Annotated in this window: 14 protein-coding genes; 10 read left to right on the plus strand and 4 right to left on the minus strand. The window is 66.1% G+C overall.

Going from position 1 to position 17,734, the window contains the following annotated elements; translation table 11 throughout:
* Positions 1-8: 8 nt before the first annotated feature.
* Positions 9-683, minus strand: a complete 675-nt coding sequence (locus tag WJU21_RS09955; protein WP_346323254.1) for a DUF333 domain-containing protein — start codon at positions 681-683, stop codon at positions 9-11.
* 125 nt (positions 684-808) lie between these two features.
* Between WJU21_RS09955 and WJU21_RS09960 the strand changes: the two genes are divergently transcribed.
* The gene (locus WJU21_RS09960; RefSeq protein ID WP_346323255.1) at positions 809-2,194 is read left to right on the plus strand and encodes an MFS transporter; all 1,386 of its coding nucleotides are present in this window, start codon (positions 809-811) and stop codon (positions 2,192-2,194) included.
* Positions 2,195-2,309: 115 nt separating this feature from the next.
* Positions 2,310-3,083: a GNAT family N-acyltransferase gene (locus tag WJU21_RS09965; RefSeq protein ID WP_346323256.1), complete on the plus strand. Its 774-nt coding sequence runs from the start codon at positions 2,310-2,312 to the stop codon at positions 3,081-3,083.
* Between the two features lie 4 nt (positions 3,084-3,087).
* Here WJU21_RS09965 and WJU21_RS09970 read toward each other — a convergent pair whose 3' ends face one another.
* From WJU21_RS09970 to WJU21_RS09980, 3 genes are read right to left on the minus strand one after another with little or no spacing between them, the layout of a single operon-like run.
* Entirely contained in the window at positions 3,088-4,173 is a 1,086-nt protein-coding gene (locus WJU21_RS09970) for an exo-alpha-sialidase (RefSeq protein ID WP_346323257.1), read from the minus strand.
* Positions 4,125-4,445 (minus strand): MoaD/ThiS family protein, encoded by a 321-nt coding sequence (locus WJU21_RS09975; RefSeq protein ID WP_346323258.1) that lies wholly within the window; start codon positions 4,443-4,445, stop codon positions 4,125-4,127. The genes WJU21_RS09970 and WJU21_RS09975 overlap by 49 nt, the downstream gene beginning before the upstream one ends.
* A 10-nt stretch (positions 4,446-4,455) precedes the next feature.
* Positions 4,456-6,717 (minus strand): NADP-dependent malic enzyme, encoded by a 2,262-nt coding sequence (locus WJU21_RS09980; RefSeq protein ID WP_346323259.1) that lies wholly within the window; start codon positions 6,715-6,717, stop codon positions 4,456-4,458.
* Between the two features lie 251 nt (positions 6,718-6,968).
* Between WJU21_RS09980 and mutS the strand changes: the two genes are divergently transcribed.
* The 8 genes from mutS (at position 6,969) to WJU21_RS10020 (ending at position 17,732) form a co-directional block, all read left to right on the plus strand.
* Complete coding sequence (mutS, locus tag WJU21_RS09985) at positions 6,969-9,605, plus strand: DNA mismatch repair protein MutS (protein ID WP_346323491.1); 2,637 nt, start codon at positions 6,969-6,971, stop codon at positions 9,603-9,605.
* A gap of 48 nt (positions 9,606-9,653) precedes the next feature.
* A complete protein-coding gene (locus WJU21_RS09990; protein WP_346323260.1) occupies positions 9,654-12,482 on the plus strand; it encodes a [protein-PII] uridylyltransferase in 2,829 nt (942 codons plus the stop codon).
* 30 nt (positions 12,483-12,512) lie between these two features.
* A complete protein-coding gene (gene murJ, locus WJU21_RS09995; protein ID WP_346323261.1) occupies positions 12,513-14,072 on the plus strand; it encodes a murein biosynthesis integral membrane protein MurJ in 1,560 nt (519 codons plus the stop codon).
* A 61-nt stretch (positions 14,073-14,133) separates the two neighbouring features.
* On the plus strand, positions 14,134-15,135 hold the full coding sequence (gene trpS, locus WJU21_RS10000) for a tryptophan--tRNA ligase (RefSeq protein WP_346323262.1): 1,002 nt from the start codon (positions 14,134-14,136) through the stop codon (positions 15,133-15,135).
* 68 nt (positions 15,136-15,203) lie between these two features.
* Positions 15,204-15,839, plus strand: coding sequence for a DUF4136 domain-containing protein (locus WJU21_RS10005; RefSeq protein WP_346323263.1), 636 nt, complete (start codon positions 15,204-15,206; stop codon positions 15,837-15,839).
* 88 nt (positions 15,840-15,927) lie between these two features.
* A complete protein-coding gene (locus tag WJU21_RS10010) occupies positions 15,928-16,425 on the plus strand; it encodes a universal stress protein (protein ID WP_346323264.1) in 498 nt (165 codons plus the stop codon).
* A 72-nt stretch (positions 16,426-16,497) separates the two neighbouring features.
* The gene (locus tag WJU21_RS10015) at positions 16,498-17,043 is read left to right on the plus strand and encodes a NifU family protein (RefSeq protein WP_346323265.1); all 546 of its coding nucleotides are present in this window, start codon (positions 16,498-16,500) and stop codon (positions 17,041-17,043) included.
* Positions 17,044-17,138: 95 nt separating this feature from the next.
* Entirely contained in the window at positions 17,139-17,732 is a 594-nt protein-coding gene (locus WJU21_RS10020) for a malonic semialdehyde reductase (RefSeq protein ID WP_346323266.1), read from the plus strand.
* The last annotated feature ends 2 nt before the right edge of the window (positions 17,733-17,734 follow it).

Here is a 17,734-nt window from a genome sequence, read left to right on the forward strand (position 1 = left end):
GCCTCGACTCAGTAGTTCGGCGCCGTGTCATCCTCTTTCGAGGGACGGCGCGGCGGCGGCCTGGGCTTGGCCGGATCCAGGCAACGGTGGTCCCGCAGCACGGCGTATTCCTCGCATTCGCGTCCATCCTGCAGCCGGCACACGCCCTGGTCGCCGGCTGTCGTACCGGTGTGGATCACGCTGGTGCCGCCGATCTTGACGCAATTCAGGGCCGCCGGATTGGGCAAGCCGGCGAAGGGGTCTTGCGGGCTGACCAGGGTGGCGACCCCGCCGGCCAGCTCGGTCTGGCCCGGCCCCAGCGGGCGGAGGACATAATCGTTCACCTTCAGGAAATCCCGGCGCTGGAACTCGAGGCTGTCCGGGTTGAGCTCGTACACCGTGTCGTCCGGATCGGCGGCGCTGCCCCGCAGGGTGGTCCAGTTGCCCTCGCTCACCACCGGATCCGGCGACTTGCCCACGAAGGTCTCGATCAGCACGAACGTGCCCTCGCCGGTTCCCTCATCCTGCTTGATCAGGGTCAGCGATGTCTCGACGCCCTGGCAGTCGGTGCAGGGCAGGGTGCCCCTGAACTCGCCCAGCAGCACCGGCACATCGGGCTGCCCTTGCGGCTGGGCGGCGCCGGTGGAAATCCAGAACGCGGTGACGGCCATCGCCAGCCCCGCGCATGACAGAATTCCCCTCATCAGCCTCTCCTTGTTGCCGCCGCAAACGCTACGCCAATCCGCCCGCACCCGCCAGCGGCTGACATACGATTTCCCCCGCCAGCACGGATTCCCCTGTGCGCCCGGATGATCTAGAGTGCGAGCAGATGACCGAACCCGCCGCCTATGTCCTGCCGCGACCCTGGATCGACCGGATGCCCGGATCGGCGGTATTCTTCGAGCGGCGCGTCTTCCTGTTTTTCTTTCTCGGCTTCTCCTCGGGCCTGCCGTTCGTGCTGCCGTTCGGAACGCTCACCTACTGGTTGACCGCCGCCGGCACGCACAAGGGCGAGATCGGCCTGTTCACCCTGGTGACGCTGCCCTTCGCCTTCAAGTTCGTCTGGGCGCCGATCATCGACCGGCTGCCCTTTCCCGCTCTCACACGGATGCTGGGACGCCGGCGCGGCTGGCTGCTCGCGATCCAGATTGCCCTGATTGGCGCGATCCTGCTGATGGCCGCCTCCAATCCCGGTCCCGGCCACCTGATGCTGACTGCCGCGGCGGCGGTGCTGGTGGCGTTTTTCTCGGCCAGCCAGGACATCGTCATCGACGGCCTGCGCATCGAACTGCTCGACGAACGCCGGCAGGGCGCGGGCGTGGCGGCCTATACGACCGGTTACCGCATCGCCATGCTGATCACCGCCAGCGGCATCCTGATCGTCGCCGGTCTGGTGGGCTGGTCGGTCGCCTATGCCGCCGTCGCGGTGCTGATGCTCGTCGGGGTCGGCGCGACCCTGGCCACGCCCGAACCGGCGGTCAATGTCGGCGACGTGGCGCGCGAGGAAAAGGACGCCCAGGATTTCCTCAAACGGCAGGCCGGCCTGCCGCCGGCGCTGGCAGGGCTTGCCGCGTGGTTCTACACCGCGGTCGCCTCGCCGTTCCTCGAGTTCTTCCGCCGTTTCGGCATGTTTTCGATTATCGTCCTGGCGCTTGTCCTGTTCTACAAGCTGGGCGACACCCTGGCCTCCATGATGACCGGCCCGTTCTATCTCGAGCTCGGTTTCACGCTCGAACAGGTAGGGCTGATCAGCAAGCCCGTGGGCCTCGTATCCACGATCGTGGGCGCCGTGCTGGGCGGCGTCATGGTCAACCGGCTGGGCGTCATCAAAAGCCTCTGGATCGGCGGCATAGCCCAGCTTATCTCCAACTTCAGCTATGTGCTGCTCGCCTGGGCAGGGAACGATCCATGGGCGCTGGGCGGCGTGATTGCCGTGGAGAACTTCGCCAGCGGCGTTGGGATCACCGCGTTCATTGCCTATATGTCCGGGCTGTGCAACGTGGCCTACACCGTCACCCAGTACGCGCTGCTGACATCGCTGATGAATGTGGGCCGCACCTTGCTGTCCGCGCCTTCCGGTTACCTGGCAGAGGCGGTCAGCTGGCCGGTATTCTTCAGTATGACCGCGGTCGCCGCCGTCCCCGGCCTGCTTCTGCTTTGGTGGGTGACACGGCGCTTCGGAACGGCTACCAAACCGCCGTCGGTGCTTCTTTGAAAGTTCATGCCGGGCCTCGGGTTCTTGTGATATGGTCGCCCCGAAACTCTGGGGAAGCCACAACAACATAGGTGTTGTCATCGCTCTTCTAGCAACCAGACCGGCACAACTTGAAGTGCGCCTGGCTCTCGACGAAGCCGAAATCATTGCCGCGCAGCACCTCCGATACCGGGTTTTCTACGAGGAACTCGGTGCCGCCGCGAGCTGCCAGATGGCCCGAGACAAGCTGGACGTCGACGAATTCGACCCGGTGTGCGACCACCTGCTGGTGATCGACCATGCGCTGCCGGCGGATGAGGCGGTGGTGGGCACTTATCGTCTGCTGCGCGAAGAGGTCGCGATCGCCAATGACGGCTTCTATTCTGCCTCCGAATACGATCTCAGCCCGTTGTTCATGGGCCGCGGCGAGAATATGGAGCGCCAGCATGGCCAGTTCCTCGAACTGGGCCGGTCCTGTGTCCGCGCCGAATACCGCTCGAATGCCACCATCCAGTTCCTCTGGAAGGGCATCGCCGAATACGTCTACGACCATCAGGTGTCATATCTGTTCGGATGCGCCAGCCTTCCCGGCATCGACGTCGCCGAGCATGCCGAGGCGTTGTCCTACCTCTATCACAATTTCCGGGCGCCCGAGGAGCTGTGCGTCTACGCCGTGCCGTCGCGCCATCTGGAAATGAACATGATGCCGGCCGACCAGATCCGTGAACGCGACGTGGTCAAGGAACTGCCGCCGCTGATCAAGGGCTATCTCCGCTGCGGTTGCTACATCGGCGACGGCGCGGTGGTCGACAAGCAGTTCGGCACCACCGACGTGTTCATTCTGCAGTCCATCGCCCGCGTGCCCGACAAATACTTCGCCCACCTGGCGCGCCGGGCCCGCCCGGCCTGACGGCCTAAACCGTCGTGAAGCGCACCGCGTAGACCGGTGGCAGGCGGTCGGGCAGCAGGGTCCAGCTGTCGCCCGCGTCGGCGCTGGTCCACAGACCGCCCGATGTCGATCCCATGGCCAGCCTTTCGCCGGACTCGTCCACGTCCAGGCCGTGGCGGTAGACCAGGTCGTAGGACGTCGCCTGCGGCAACCCCTTGTCCAGCACCTGCGCCGTCCTGCCGCCGTCCCGCGTGCGGGTGACGACGAACTTCCCATCCACCGGATAGCGGAACTCGTCCTTGACGGCGGGGGCGAACCAGGCCGTTTCGGGGTCGGTCGGGTGGACAGCGACCGCGAAGCCGAATGTCGACGGCCCCATGCCCGACACCTCCTGCCAGCTCGCCAGATCGTCGGCCGAGCGGAAGATGCCGCCATGATGCTGGATCCAGTAGCCCTCCGGGCGGCCGGCGCATTGCACCACGCGGTGCGGGTCCTGGATGGCGCCATCCTCGGCGAGGTCGGGCGGCATGTAGGGGGCGCGCATGCCCTTGGTGCGGATTTCCCAGCTCTTGCCGCCGTCCTCGGTCAGCCAGACGCCGCCGCAAGAGACACCGACAATGATCCGGTCGGCGTTTCTGGGGTCGACCAGCACCGAATGGATGCCCGGCTTGTCATAGCCGCCGCCGAACCAGCGTGCGCGCTCCGGCTCGCTCCACAACGGTTCGTTGAGCGCCCAGGTCTCGCCGCGGTCGTGGGACACGAACAGGCCGCCGGGAATGGTGCCGGCCCACAGCATGCCGCTTTGGTCCGGTCCCGCCGCCTCCAGCGTCCATAGCAGCTTGAGCGAGTCGCCCTCGGCGCCGTCTTCGGCCTTGGGATAGGCGGGTGCGGCGACCTCCTGCCAGCTCTGGCCGAAATCGTCCGACCGGTGCAGCTTGCCGCCGAAATGGCCCAGGTCCAGCGCGGCATAGAGTGTGCCGTCGCGGCTGTCGTGCAGAACGGATGGTACCGGGCTGCCCAGGAATGCGGTGCGCTCTACGGTCCAGCCCCGCCCGTCGGGCTTCAGGATGAACAATCCCTTGCGGGTTCCGGCAACAATGCGATTGGCCATGTCTTTCCTCCGGACAATGCCTGCATCACGTAGATTTCGGACTCCGGCGCGATCTCGCAATCCAGCGACCCGCGAAAATCGATGCGCTCGTCGTCGACGAATATGCAGACATGCTGCCGCAATCGGTCCTGGTCGTCGAGGATATAGGAGCGCAGCGCCGGAAGCTGGAGAAACAGGTCGCCCAGCGCCGCGCGCAGGGTGGCGCCCTGCACGTCGACATATTCGTGGGCGACGAGACGGCGAAGATGCTGGGTGAAGAACATCTGCGCCATCGTCCGCGTCCTAGATGAGGTCTGACCCGAAGGCGGCAAGCGCCGCCATGTTGACCAGATCCGAGGCGCCGGCATTCATCGGCACGATCTGCACCGACCGCTCCAGCCCGCTCAGCAATGGCCCGATCACGGTGCCCGCTCCCAGCTCCTGCAGCAGCTTCGAGGACAGGTTGGCCGAATGCAGCGCCGGCATAACCAGCACGTTCGCCGGCCCGGACAGGCCCATGAACGGATACAGCTTCTGCAGGTCGGGGTTGAGCGCCACATCGGCCGACATCTCGCCGTCGAACTCGAAATCGGGCTTCTGCTCGGCCAGGATGCGCCGCGCCTCGCGGATGTGGTCGCTGCGGAAGCCTTCCGGGTGGCCGAAATTGGCATAGGACAGCAGCGCCACGCGCGGCTCGTGGCCAAAGCGGCGGGCGGTCGCCGCCGCGCCCTTGGCGATCTGGGCCAGCTGCTCGGCGGTCGGCAACTCGTTCACCTGGGTATCCGACATGAACACGGTGCGGTCGCGGGTGACGATCATCGACAGGCCGTAGACCGTATGGTTCGGCAACGGGTCGATGACCCGGCGGATCTCGTCATAGGTGGTGAAGTAGTTGCGCGTCAGGCCGGTGACCATGGCGTCGGCGTGACCCAGCGCCACCATGCAGGCCGCGAACACGTTGCGGTCGTTGTTCACCATGCGCTGGCAGTCGCGGTAGAGCGAGCCGTTGCGTTGCAGGCGATTGTAGAGGTAATCCGCATAGGCGTCGTTGTTGCGGCTCTCGCGGGCGTTGTGGACCTCCACGCCGCCATCGTCGTCGATGCCCATGGCGTGCATGGTGGCATGGATGACATCCTCGCGGCCCACCAGCAGCGGGGTACCGTAACCGGCGCTGCGGAACGCGAAGGCGGCACGGATCACCTTTTCCTCTTCACCCTCGGCGAACACCACACGCTTCGGCTTGGACTTCACGCTGGTGTAGATGTTCTGCAGGAAATTGGCGGTGGGATTGAGTCGGCCGTTGAGCCGGGCGCGGTAGGCGTCCATGTCCATGATCGGCCGGCGCGCCACGCCGGAATCCATGGCGGCCTGCGCCACGGCCGACGGCACGCGGCTGATCAGTCGCGGATCGAACGGCGCCGGGATGATGTAGCCCGGGCCGTAGGTCGGCCGCTCGCCCGCATAGGCTGCGGCGACCTCGTCCGGCACGTCCTCGCGCGCCAGTTCGGCCAGCGCATGCGCGGCGGCGATCTTCATGTCCTCGTTGATGGTGGTCGCGCGCACATCGAGGGCGCCGCGGAAGATGTAGGGGAAGCCAAGCACGTTGTTGACCTGGTTCGGATAGTCCGACCGGCCGGTGGCGACGATGGCGTCGGTCCGGACGTCCTGGACCTCCTCAGGCGTGATCTCCGGGTCCGGATTGGCCATTGCGAAGATGATCGGGTTCGGCGCCATGCTGGCGATCATGTCGGGCGTATAGGCGCCCTGCGCCGACAGGCCCATGGCGACGTCCGCGCCGGCCATGGCCTCGGCCAGGGAGCGATGATCGGTGACCACGGCATGGGCCGACTTCCACTGGTTCATGCCTTCGGTGCGGCCCTGGTACAGCACGCCCTTGGTGTCGCAGACGATGACGTTGGCGTGCGGCACGCCCATGGCCTTGATCAGTTCGACGCAGGCGATCGACGCGGCGCCGGCGCCGTTGACGACAACCTTCACGTCCTTGATGTCGCGGCCTGTCAGGTCCAGCGCGTTGATCAGGCCGGCGGCCGCGATGATCGCCGTGCCGTGCTGGTCGTCATGGAATACGGGGATGTTCATCAACTCGCGCAGCCGCTGCTCGATGATGAAGCACTCGGGCGCCTTGATGTCTTCCAGGTTGATGCCGCCGAAGCTGGGCTCCAGCAGGCGCACGCAATTGATGAAGTCGTCGACGTTCTCGGTGTCGACTTCCAGGTCGATGGAATCCACGTCGGCGAAGCGCTTGAACAGCACCGCCTTGCCTTCCATCACCGGCTTCGACGCCAGCGCGCCCAGATTGCCCATGCCCAGAATGGCGGTGCCGTTCGAGATCACCGCGACCAGGTTGCCCTTCGACGTATAGTCGTAGGCGCAGGACGGGTCCTCGGCGATGGCCCGCACCGGCGCGGCGACGCCCGGCGAGTAGGCCAGCGACAGGTCGCGCTGGGTCGCCATCGGCTTGGTGGCGACAATTTCGATTTTTCCGGGCTGTCCCATGGTGTGGAACAGCAACGCTTCGCGATCTGTGACTTTTGGTTCGGCCATGAAACTTCTTGCGTAGGTTGGGGGCGGGCTGGTTTTCGGATGAGGCGGGCGTTAGCATGACCGCGACCTTCTGTCACCTTCCATTACGGAAACCGACATGCCTCAATTGCGCATTTGTGAAACTTTATTCCGTTTTCGGGCGCCCCGGTGATGGTTCGTTAGGTGTTGGCGGTCATTTTCGTTATTTTATGTCTTTAGCACGCTCTTCCGAGAACGCAACCCCGAATACGGTGCCGCCTGACGCGACGCCGATGATGGTCCAGTATCTGGAGATCAAGGGTCAGTACCCCGATTACCTGCTGTTCTACCGGATGGGCGATTTCTACGAGCTGTTCTTCGATGACGCGGTGAAAGCCGCCGAAGCGCTCGATATCACGCTGACCAAGCGGGGCAAGCACCAGGGCGATGACATCCCCATGTGCGGTGTGCCGGTGCACGCCGCCGACGGATATCTGGCGAAGCTGATCCGCAAGGGATTCAGGGTCGCCGTGTGCGAGCAAATCGAGGATCCGGCCGAGGCAAAAAAGCGCGGCTCGAAGTCGGTGGTGAAGCGCGACGTGGTGCGCCTGGTGACCGCCGGCACGCTCACCGAGGAGACGCTGCTCGACGCGCGCAGCCACAATTACCTCGCTGCGTTGGGCCGCGCCGAAGGCGCGCTGGCGCTGGCCTGGCTCGACATCTCGACCGGGGATTTCTGCACCGGTCCGACCACCATTCTCGACCTGGAGGCCGATCTGGCGCGGCTCCAGCCCGGTGAACTGCTGGTGCCGGAGACGCTGGGGGCGGCGGCCGAGCTGCACGAGACGTTCGATCAATGGCACCAAGCGCTGACACCGCTGGCGGCGGCGCGGTTCAACTCGCTGCGCGGCGAGGAGGTGCTCAAGCGCCAGTTCGCGGTGGCCAGCCTGGACGGCTTCGGCGCGTTTTCACGTGCCGAGATGGCGGCGGCCGGCGCCCTTGTCGCCTATCTCGACGACACCCAGAAAGGCGTATTGCCCCGGATGCGGCCGCCGCAGCGGGTCGAGGCGCATGCCACCGTGGCCATCGACGCCGCGACCCGGCGAAGCCTGGAGCTCACGCGCAATCAGCAGGGCGAGCGCGGCGGCACGCTTTTGTCATGCATCGACCGCACGGTCACCGGCGCCGGCGCGCGCCTGCTGGCCGAGCGGCTGTCGGCGCCTCTCACCGATCCCGCGGCGATAAACGGGCGGCTCGACGCCGTCGCCTGGTTCCTCGAACGTCCCACCGTCGCGGGCCGGTTGCGCGAGGCGCTGCGGGCCAGTCCCGATATGGAGCGCGCTTTATCCCGGTTGTCGGTAGGACGCGGCGGTCCGCGCGACCTGCTGGCCATCGCCCAGGCGCTCGCCCAGGCTGCCGATATCAGGCAGCTGATCGCCCAGGCTGCCGAAACCGAGCCGCTTGGGGCGCCGCCGATCGTGGTGAAATCCGCGGCCGAGGACCTGGGCGAGCATGCCGAACTGGTGGCCCTGCTGGCCGGGGCGCTCATCGAGGATCCGCCGCTGATCGCCCGCGACGGCGGCTTCGTCGCTCCCGGCCATGACGCCCGGCTCGACGAGCTGCGCACCTTGCGCGACAAGTCGCGCCAGCTCATTGCCGGGCTGCAGGGGCAATACAGGGACCACACCGGTGTCGCCAGCCTCAAGGTCAAGCACAACAACGTGCTGGGCTACTTCATCGAGGTGCCGCAGAACCACGGCGAGCGCATGCTCAAGCCGCCATTCAACGAGGTCTATATCCACCGCCAGACCATGGCGGGCGCCGTGCGCTTCAACACCGCCGAGCTGGCCGAGCTCGATTCGAAGATCGGCCGCGCGGCCGACCAGGCGCTGGCCTGCGAGCTGCAGATCTTCGAGGATCTGTCGTCCGAGGTGACCGCGCACTGGGCCGGTGTATCGCTCGCCGCCCGGGCACTTGCCGTGCTCGACGTGTCGGCGGCGCTGGCCGATCTGGCGGCCGCCCGCAATTGGTGCCGGCCCGAGGTCGACGGCAGCCTCGCTTTCGAGATCAGGGCCGGACGCCATCCGGTGGTCGAGGCCGCCGTTGCCGCCCAGTCCCAGGCCAGCTTCGTCGCCAATGACTGCGATCTGGGCGAGGCCCGCCGGCTCTGGCTGGTCACCGGCCCCAACATGGCCGGCAAGAGCACCTTCCTGCGCCAGAACGCGCTGATCGCCGTGCTGGCGCAGATGGGCGCCTATGTGCCCGCCGCGTCGGCCCGGCTGGGCGTCGTCGACCGGCTGTTCAGCCGGGTCGGCGCCAGCGACGATCTGGCGCGTGGGCGGTCCACCTTCATGGTCGAGATGGTCGAGACGGCGGCGATCCTCAACCAGGCCACCGAACGCTCGCTGGTGATCCTCGACGAGATCGGCCGCGGCACCGCAACCTATGACGGCCTGTCGATCGCCTGGGCCGCCGTCGAGCATCTGCACGACGTCAACCGAAGCCGCGGTCTGTTCGCAACCCACTATCACGAGCTGACCGCTCTGGCCGCCCGGCTCGGCGCGCTCGCGCCGCACACCATGAAGGTGAAGGAGTGGCAGGGCGAGGTGGTGTTCCTGCACGAGGTCGGTCCCGGCGCCGCCGACCGGTCCTACGGCATCCAGGTGGCCAAGCTGGCCGGCCTGCCCCGGTCGGTCATCAGCCGGGCGCAGGCCGTGCTGGAGAAGCTGGAGACCGGCGAACAGTCGGGCGCGGTCGCCACCCTGGCCGAAGACCTGCCGCTGTTCTCGGCCCATCTGAAGCGCCCGGCGCCGGCCCCTGCCGAGAAATCGCCGGTGCTCGAGGCACTGGCCGCGGTCAATCCCGACGAGATCAGCGCGCGCGAGGCGCTGGAGCTGGTCTACCGCCTGCGCGGGCTGCTTGGCGAATAGTCCGTTGCGCAGTGGTAAATCGGCGCGCTACGCCTTAGTTTAGGGGCCATGCAGCATCAGGTTGCCAACCGAAAGGCCATCATTAACCGCCAGGCTCTGATCGCGAGCCTGGAGGATCAGGTCCGCGACGCGGCGCGCGGCGATCAGCGCGCCGTGCTGGTCAAATTCCTGCAGGACCAACTCGCCGCCGGCGACGCGGAAATCCGCCGCCGCCTGCTCGACGGCGAAAGCGGCCGCAAGGTGGCGTTCGCGCGGTCGTTCCTGATCGATCAGATCATCCGCGTGCTCTACGACTTCACCCTCACCTACGAATATCAGGCCGACAACCCGACCAGCTCCGAGCACCTCTCCGTGGTTGCCGTCGGCGGTTATGGCCGGGGCGAGATGGCGCCGTTCTCTGACGTGGATCTGCTGTTCCTGCTGCCCTACAAGCAGACCGCCTGGGGCGAGCAGGTGGTCGAGTTCATGCTCTACGTGCTGTGGGACCTGGGTCTGAAGGTCGGCTATTCGGTCCGCGCCATCGACGAGTGCCTGCGCCTGGCGCGCAAGGACCTGACCATCCGCACCGCGCTGCTCGAGATGCGCTATGTCTGGGGCGACCGGACGCTGTACGACGAGCTGCGCGGCCGGTTCGACAAGGAGGTAGTGGCCTCCAGCGGCCCGGATTACGTGGAAGCCAAGCTGGCCGAGCGCGACGATCGCCACAAGCGCATGGGCGACACCCGTTATCTGGTCGAGCCGAACCTGAAGGACGGCAAGGGCGGCCTCCGGGATCTGCACACCCTCTACTGGTTGCTGAAATATCTCTACCGGACCGACGACGTGGGCGTGCTGGTCGAGAAGGGCGTATTGTCGGCCCAGGAGAAACAACGCTTCGACAAGGCCGAGAAATTCCTCTGGACGGTGCGGTTCCATCTGCACGATCTCGTCGGCCGCGCCGAGGAGCGCCTGACTTTCGACGTCCAGAAGCCCCTGGCCGAACGGCTGAACTATACCGACCATTTGGGCGCCTCGGGTGTCGAGCGGTTCATGAAGCACTACTTCCTGACCGCCAAGAACATCGGCGACCTGACGCGCATCTTCTGCGCCCATCTGGAGGACCAGCATCAGAAGAAGCCGCTGCTGCGTCTGCCCAAGATCGGGCTGCGGCGGCGCGAACTCGAGGGCTTCGCGATCGAGGGTGATCGCATCAGCTTTGCCGATCCCAAGGATATCGAGCGCGATCCCGCGTCAATCATGCGGCTGTTCCGCGTGGCGCAGATGCGTGAACTGGACATCCATCCCGAGGCGCTGCGCCTGATCACGCGCAACTTGCGGCGGATCGACAAGAAGGTTCGCGAGGACCCGCAGGCGAACGCCATTTTCATGGAGATGATGACCTCGCCCCGCGATCCGGCGACCACGCTGAGGCGGCTCAACGAGGCCGGCGTGCTGGGCCGCTTCATTCCCGACTTCGGCCGGGTGGTGGCGCAGATGCAGCACGACATGTACCACCATTACACGGTGGACGAGCATACCATCCGCGCCATCGAGATCCTTGCCAAGGTCGAGGCCGGCAATCTGGCCGACGAGCATCCGACCCTGCACAAAATCATCCACAAGGTGCTGTCGCGCCGGGTGATGTACATGTCGGTACTGCTGCACGACATCGCCAAGGGCCGCGGCGGCGACCATTCGGTGCTGGGCGCCAAGGTGGCACGCCGGCTGTGTCCCCGCATGGGGTTCACCGAGGGCGAGACCGAGGCGACGGCCTGGCTGGTGCGCTGGCACCTGATCATGTCGAACGTGGCGTTCAAGCGCGACATCAGCGACCCCAAGACGATCAAGGACTTCTGCGACGTGGTGCAGAGTCCCGAACGCCTGCGCCTGCTGCTGTGTCTGACGGTGGTCGACATCAAGGCGGTGGGGCCGGGCGTGTGGAACGGCTGGAAGGGCCAGCTGCTGCGCGAGCTCTATTTCAGCGCCGAGGACTATCTGACCGGCGGCCAGCTCGCCGAGGCATCTGGCCGGCGCGCCGGCTACGCCCGCGACGCGCTGCGCAAGGCGCTCACCGACTGGTCGGACGAGGCCTTCGAAACCTATGCCAAACGGCATTACGACCACTACTGGACCGGCACTCCCCTGGAAGTGCAGATCGACGACGCGCGCCTCGTCGTCAACACCGACGGGGCCGACCGCAAATACGCCATGACCACCAGCTCGGATACTTTCCGGGCGGCAACGAATCTGACGGTCTACACCCAGGATCATCCCGGCCTGTTTGCGCGCATCGCCGGTGCCATCGCCCTGCTCGACGCGTCCATTGTCGACGCCAAGATCTTCACCACCAAGGACGGCATGGCGCTCGATCACTTCACCATCCAGGACCGGGGCGACAAGGCGTTCACCGACGCCGCGCGGCTGAAGCGGCTGGAGAAGATGATCCGGCAGACCATGGCCGGCGAGGTGATCCCCAAGCGCGAACTGGCCAAGCCCGCCGCCATGCCCAGCCGCACGCGCAAGGTCTTCACCGTCGCGCCCATCGTGCTCATCGACAACAACGCCAGCCACACCCATACGGTGATCGAGGTCAACGGCCGCGACCGGCCCGGCTTCATCTATGATGTGACGCGTGCCCTGTTCGACCTGAAGCTGACCATCTCCAGCGCCCACATCGCCACCTTCGGCGAACGCGCGGTCGATACGTTCTATGTGCGCGACCTGTTCGGCCACAAGATCACCCATGAGGGCCGCCTCAGGGCCATCGAGGAACGGCTGCTGGAATCCGTGCGCGAGCCGGGCGGCGACAAGCGGCCACCAAAGAAGACGGAGTCCAAGGAAAACGCGCCCGCCAAGGCGCCGACGAAAGCCGCCAAGAATGCCGCTGCCGCCGAATAGGGCGGGCGGCAGCGCCGCCTGATCCGCTGAATGTCACTCTGGCGCGCGACCGCGACCATCGGCGGCTTCACGGCGATCTCGCGCATTGCCGGCTTTGCCCGCGATATCCTGATGACCGGCGTCCTTGGGGCTGGCCTCGTCGCCGACTGTTTCGTGGTGGCCTTCAAGCTGCCGAACTTCTTCCGGCGCCTGTTCGCCGAGGGCGCGTTCAACGCCGCCTTCGTGCCGTTGTTCACGCGGCGGCTGACCGAAGATCCCAGCGGCGCGACCGCCCGGCACTTCGCCGAGGAAACCCAGGCGGTGCTGCTTACCGCCTTGCTGGCCTTTACCGCCATCGTCCAGATCTGCATGCCCTGGGTGATGTATGTGCTCGCGCCCGGTTTCAGCGACGATTCCGCCAAGTTCGAGCTGGCGGTCGAGCTGACCCGCATCACCTTTCCCTATCTGCTGTTTATCAGCCTGGTCTCGCTGCAGGGCGGCATCCTCAACGCCTGCGGCAAGTTCGCCGCCGTTGCCGGCACGCCGATCATCCTCAACCTGACCATGATTTCGGCCATGCTGTGGCTGGTGCCGGCCTATCCGCCTGGGCACGTGCTGGCCTTCGCGGTGACCGCTGGCGGCGTGCTGCAGTTTCTGTGGCTGTTCGGTGCGCTGCGCCAGGCGGGCATGGGGCTCAGGCTCAGGCTGCCACGGTTGACCGCCGACGTCAGGCAGTTGCTGAAGGTCATGGCGCCGGCCGCCATCGGCGCCGGGGCCATGCAGGTCAATCTGATGGTCGACCTGATCATCGCCTCGTTCCTGCCGGCCGGATCCATCTCCTATCTGTTCTATGCCGACCGCGTGAACCAGCTGCCCATCGGCGTGATCGGCGTCGCGGTTGGCACCGCGCTCCTGCCCATGCTGTCGCGGCAGGTGGCGTCGGGACACGAGCAGGATGCCGCGTCGACCATGAACCGGGCCATGGAGATGTGCCTGTTCTTCACCATCCCCTGCGCCGTCGCCTCGATGATCGTGGCCGAGCCGCTGATCGCCACCATGTTCGAGCGCGGCGCCTTCACCGCCGAGGACACCTGGAACACCGCGATGACGCTCGCCGTGTTCGCGGCCGGCCTGCCCGCCTACATCCTGGTCAAGATCCTGACGCCGGGGTTTTTCGCCCGGCACGACACGGCCACGCCGGTGCGCTATTCGATCATCAGCCTGGTGCTCAACACCGTGATCAGCCTGGCGTTGATGAAGCCCTTTGCTCAGCTCGGCCTGGCGGCTGCGACGGCTATCGCCTCGTGGATCAATGTCGGCCTGCTGGCCTGGGGGCTGCACAAGCGCGGCCACTTCACCATCGATGCCCGCCTGCGCCAGCGGTTTCCCCGCATGCTGCTCGCCGCCGCGGCCATGGGACTGGCGCTGTGGGGCGCGAGCATGGTTTCCGGTTCCTGGTCGGGCGCCGAGGTGAAGGAATTGCCGCGGATATTGAAACTGGCGGCGATCGTGGTTGGCGGCATCGCCGTCTATGGCATCGTTTCCCAGCTGGTCGGCGCACTCCGCCTGCGCGAGTTGCGCGGGCTCATGCGCGGCAAGACCGATAGTTGAAAATCACCCGCGAAAGGCCCATAACCCTGCGGCCATTCGATCACTCAACGGGATCAGCGACGTGACGGCGACGGTATTTTCGGGCGTGCAGCCCACGGGTAACCTGCATCTGGGCAACTACCTCGGCGCCATCCGTAACTGGGTGAAGATGCAGGGCGAGTACGACTGCGTCTATGCCATCGTCGACCTGCATGCGATCACCCTGTTCCAGGCGCCCGACGAACTGCGCCGCAATACGCTCGAGGTCGCGGCGGCGGTGATTGCCTGCGGTGTCGATCCGCAGCGCACCGTGCTGTTCAACCAGAGCCAGGTGCCGGCCCACGCAGAACTGGCCTGGATTCTCAATTGCGTCGCCCGCATGGGCTGGCTGTCGCGCATGACCCAGTTCAAGGACAAGGCCGGCAAGCACCGCGAGCGTGCCAGCGTCGGCCTGTTCGTCTACCCGAACCTGATGGCCGCCGATATCCTGGCCTACAAGGCCACCCATGTGCCGGTGGGCGAAGACCAGAAGCAGCACCTGGAACTGGCCCGCGACATCGCCCAGAAGTTCAACGTGGACTACGAAACCGAGTTCTTCCCGCTGCCCGAGCCGCTGATCTTCGGCGAGGCGACCCGCGTAATGTCGCTGAAGGACGGCACCAAGAAGATGTCCAAGTCGGACCCGGCCGAGGTCTCGCGCATCAACCTTGCCGACGGCCCGGACGAGATCGCCCGCAAGATTCGCAAGGCGCGCACCGACGCCGAGCCGTTGCCGGGCACCTCCAAGGATCTGAAGGATCGGCCCGAGGCGCGCAATCTGGTGGGCATCTATGCCGCGCTTGCCGACATGACCGCCGACCAGGTCTGCGCCCAGTACGACGGCGCCCAGTTCTCGGCGTTCAAGCAGGACCTGACCGACCTGGCCGTGGCCAAGCTGGGACCCATCTCGGCCGAATTCGGCCGGTTGCGCGACGACCCGGCCTACGTGACCGGCATCCTCAATGCCGGCGCCGAGAAGGCGCGCGAGCGGTCGGCCCCGATCCTGCGCCAGATCAAGGACATCGTCGGCTTCTTGCAGGCCTGATCCCGGAGGCCTATCTATTGTCGTGGAGCAATCCACAGCAAGCTGCCTTGGGGGGCACGGAAACACCAATGGCCACATCATCCAGACTTCTCATCGTGCTCGTTGCAGCCCTCGCTCTCGCGGGGTGCGCCAGCAAGTTCCGCAGCGATGTGTCGAGCTGGCACCGCCTGCCGCAGCCCTCGGGCGAAACCTTCGTCATCGACGCCAAGGACCCGCGCAAGCAGGGCAGCCTGGAGTTCCAGCAATATGCCGGGCTGGTTGCGGCCGAGTTGCAGCGGGTCGGCTACCGGCCGGCGGCGCGCGGCGCCCAGCCGACCCTGGTCGTTCGGTTCGATTACGGCCTGGACGGCGCCCGCGAGAAGGTGCGCTCCTACAACAGCGGATTCTATGGCGGTGGCTATTACGGCTATCACCGGCCCTATTGGGGTCCGTGGGGCGGCTATGGCTATGGATTCGACGATCATTCGGATGTGCGCTCCTTCACCGTCTATCAGCGCCGGCTGGAGCTCGAGATCGCCGAGGCGGGCAATCCCGGCCAGAACCTCTACGAAACGCGGGTGATCAGCGATGGCCGCTCGAATCGTCTCGAGGAGGTCATGCCCCTGATGGTCCGCGCCCTGTTCACCGACTTCCCAGGTCCCAGCGGCGTCACCCGCCAGATCAGCATCGACATGGACAAGTCTCCGGCGGCCAGCGGCTACTAGCGTAAACGGCGACCGCGAATCTCGATTCGCCACCCGGGCGGGTTCTGCTAGAGTCTGCGACCCGGTCAGCGACAGGAGGTCGACCGTCATGCACGCCGCGCAACCCGCAGCCGAGGCCGTCACCGAGAGCCGCAAGTTCCTGGTGGTCGTCGACCAGACGCCCGAATGCGATAACGCCATGCGCTACGCGGCACGGCGCGCGGCCAAGACGGCCAGCGGCGTGATCCTGCTGTTCGTGGTCGCCCGGCCCGAGTTCCAGCAATTCGCCGGTATCGAGCAGCGCATGCGCGAGGAGGCCCACGCCGAGGCGCAGCAGGTGCTGCGCGAGCTGGCGACGCGGCTGAAATCCGATACGGGCATCGAGGCCGAGCTCGTGGTGCGCGAAGGCACGCCCGCCCAGGAAATCCTCAAGCTGGTGTCCGAGGACGCAGCGATCCATGTTCTGGTGCTCGCCGCCGGCAGCGGCAAGGATGGGCCGGGTCCGCTGGTATCGTCGTTCTCCGGCCAGCTCGCGGGCACCACGCCGATCCCCGTCACCATCGTGCCCGGCCACCTGGACCTGGGCCAGGTCGACCGCATCGCGTGACACGGCTCGCTTGAAAAGCCGGTCCATGTGGCGCATATGACGGACAAATCCATCCCACGAGGAGCGGAACAAATGTTCATCGAAACCGAGCGCACCCCCAATCCGGCGACCCTGAAATTTCTGCCGGGCCGGGAGATCATGGGCGAATCCACGGCGCATTTCCCCAATCTGGAAGCCGCCGCCAAGTCTCCGCTCGCCCAGCGGCTGTTCGGGATCGACGGCGTGGCCGCCGTGTTCCTCGGCAGCGACTTCATCACCATCACCACGGACGGCACCGACTGGCAGGACCTGAAGCCGGCAGTTCTCGGCGCCATCATGGAGCACCTGACGGCCGGCTTGCCGGTGGTCGAAGCCGATTCGGCGCCCGCCGAGGTTTCCGACGAGGACGACGACGACGTGGTCCGGCAGATCAAGGATCTGCTCGACACCCGCGTGCGTCCGGCCGTTGCCCAGGACGGCGGCGATATCGTCTACCAGGGTTTCGAGGAGGGCATCGTCTACCTGCACATGCAGGGCTCGTGCGCCGGCTGCCCCAGTTCGACCGCCACGCTGAAGCACGGCATTGAAAATCTGCTGCGCCACTTCGTTCCCGAAGTGTCCGAGGTCCGTCAGGTCTGAGCGCGCTTCCCGCCGACCGGCCACTTCCCCGCTGAATTTCGGCGGATTCCGCCGTAGATTGAGGCCGACACCACCAGCAGAGGGGATTCCGCCGCATGAGCAAGGGACTCGACAACGCCGCGTTCGACGTGCTGTTCCGCACGGCCCGCACCCAGAACAAATGGCTGCCGAAGCCGGTCACCGTCGACCAGCTCCGGCGGGTGTACGACCTGGCCAAGTGGGGCGCGACCAGCGCCAACTGCTTTCCGGCGCGGATCGTATTCGTCCATTCCCAGGCCGAAAAGGACCGGCTCGCCACCATGGTGATGCCGGGCAACGTGGAAAAGGTGGCGACCGCCGGCGCGGTTGCGATCATCGGCTTCGACCTGAAATTCTATGACCAGATCCCCCGGCTGTTTCCCCATGCGCCCGAGGCCCGCGAATGGTTCGCCCACGACGAGCAGCTGGCGTTCACGACCGCGTTCCGCAATGGCACCCTACAGGGGGCGTATCTGATGCTGGCGGCGCGCGCGGTGGGGCTCGATTGCGGGCCCATGTCGGGGTTCGACCAGCCCGCCGTCGACGCGGCCTATTTTGCCGACACCTCCATCAAGTCGAATTTCCTGTGCGCGCTGGGCTACGGCGATAGCGCCGGCCTGTTCCCGCGCAGCCCGCGTCCGGACTTCGACGAGATGTGTACCATCAGGTAGTC

Origin of the sequence: Emcibacter sp. SYSU 3D8 (assembly GCF_039655875.1) — a bacterium.
In the GTDB taxonomy this organism is placed as follows: Bacteria; Pseudomonadota; Alphaproteobacteria; order SMXS01; family SMXS01; genus RI-34.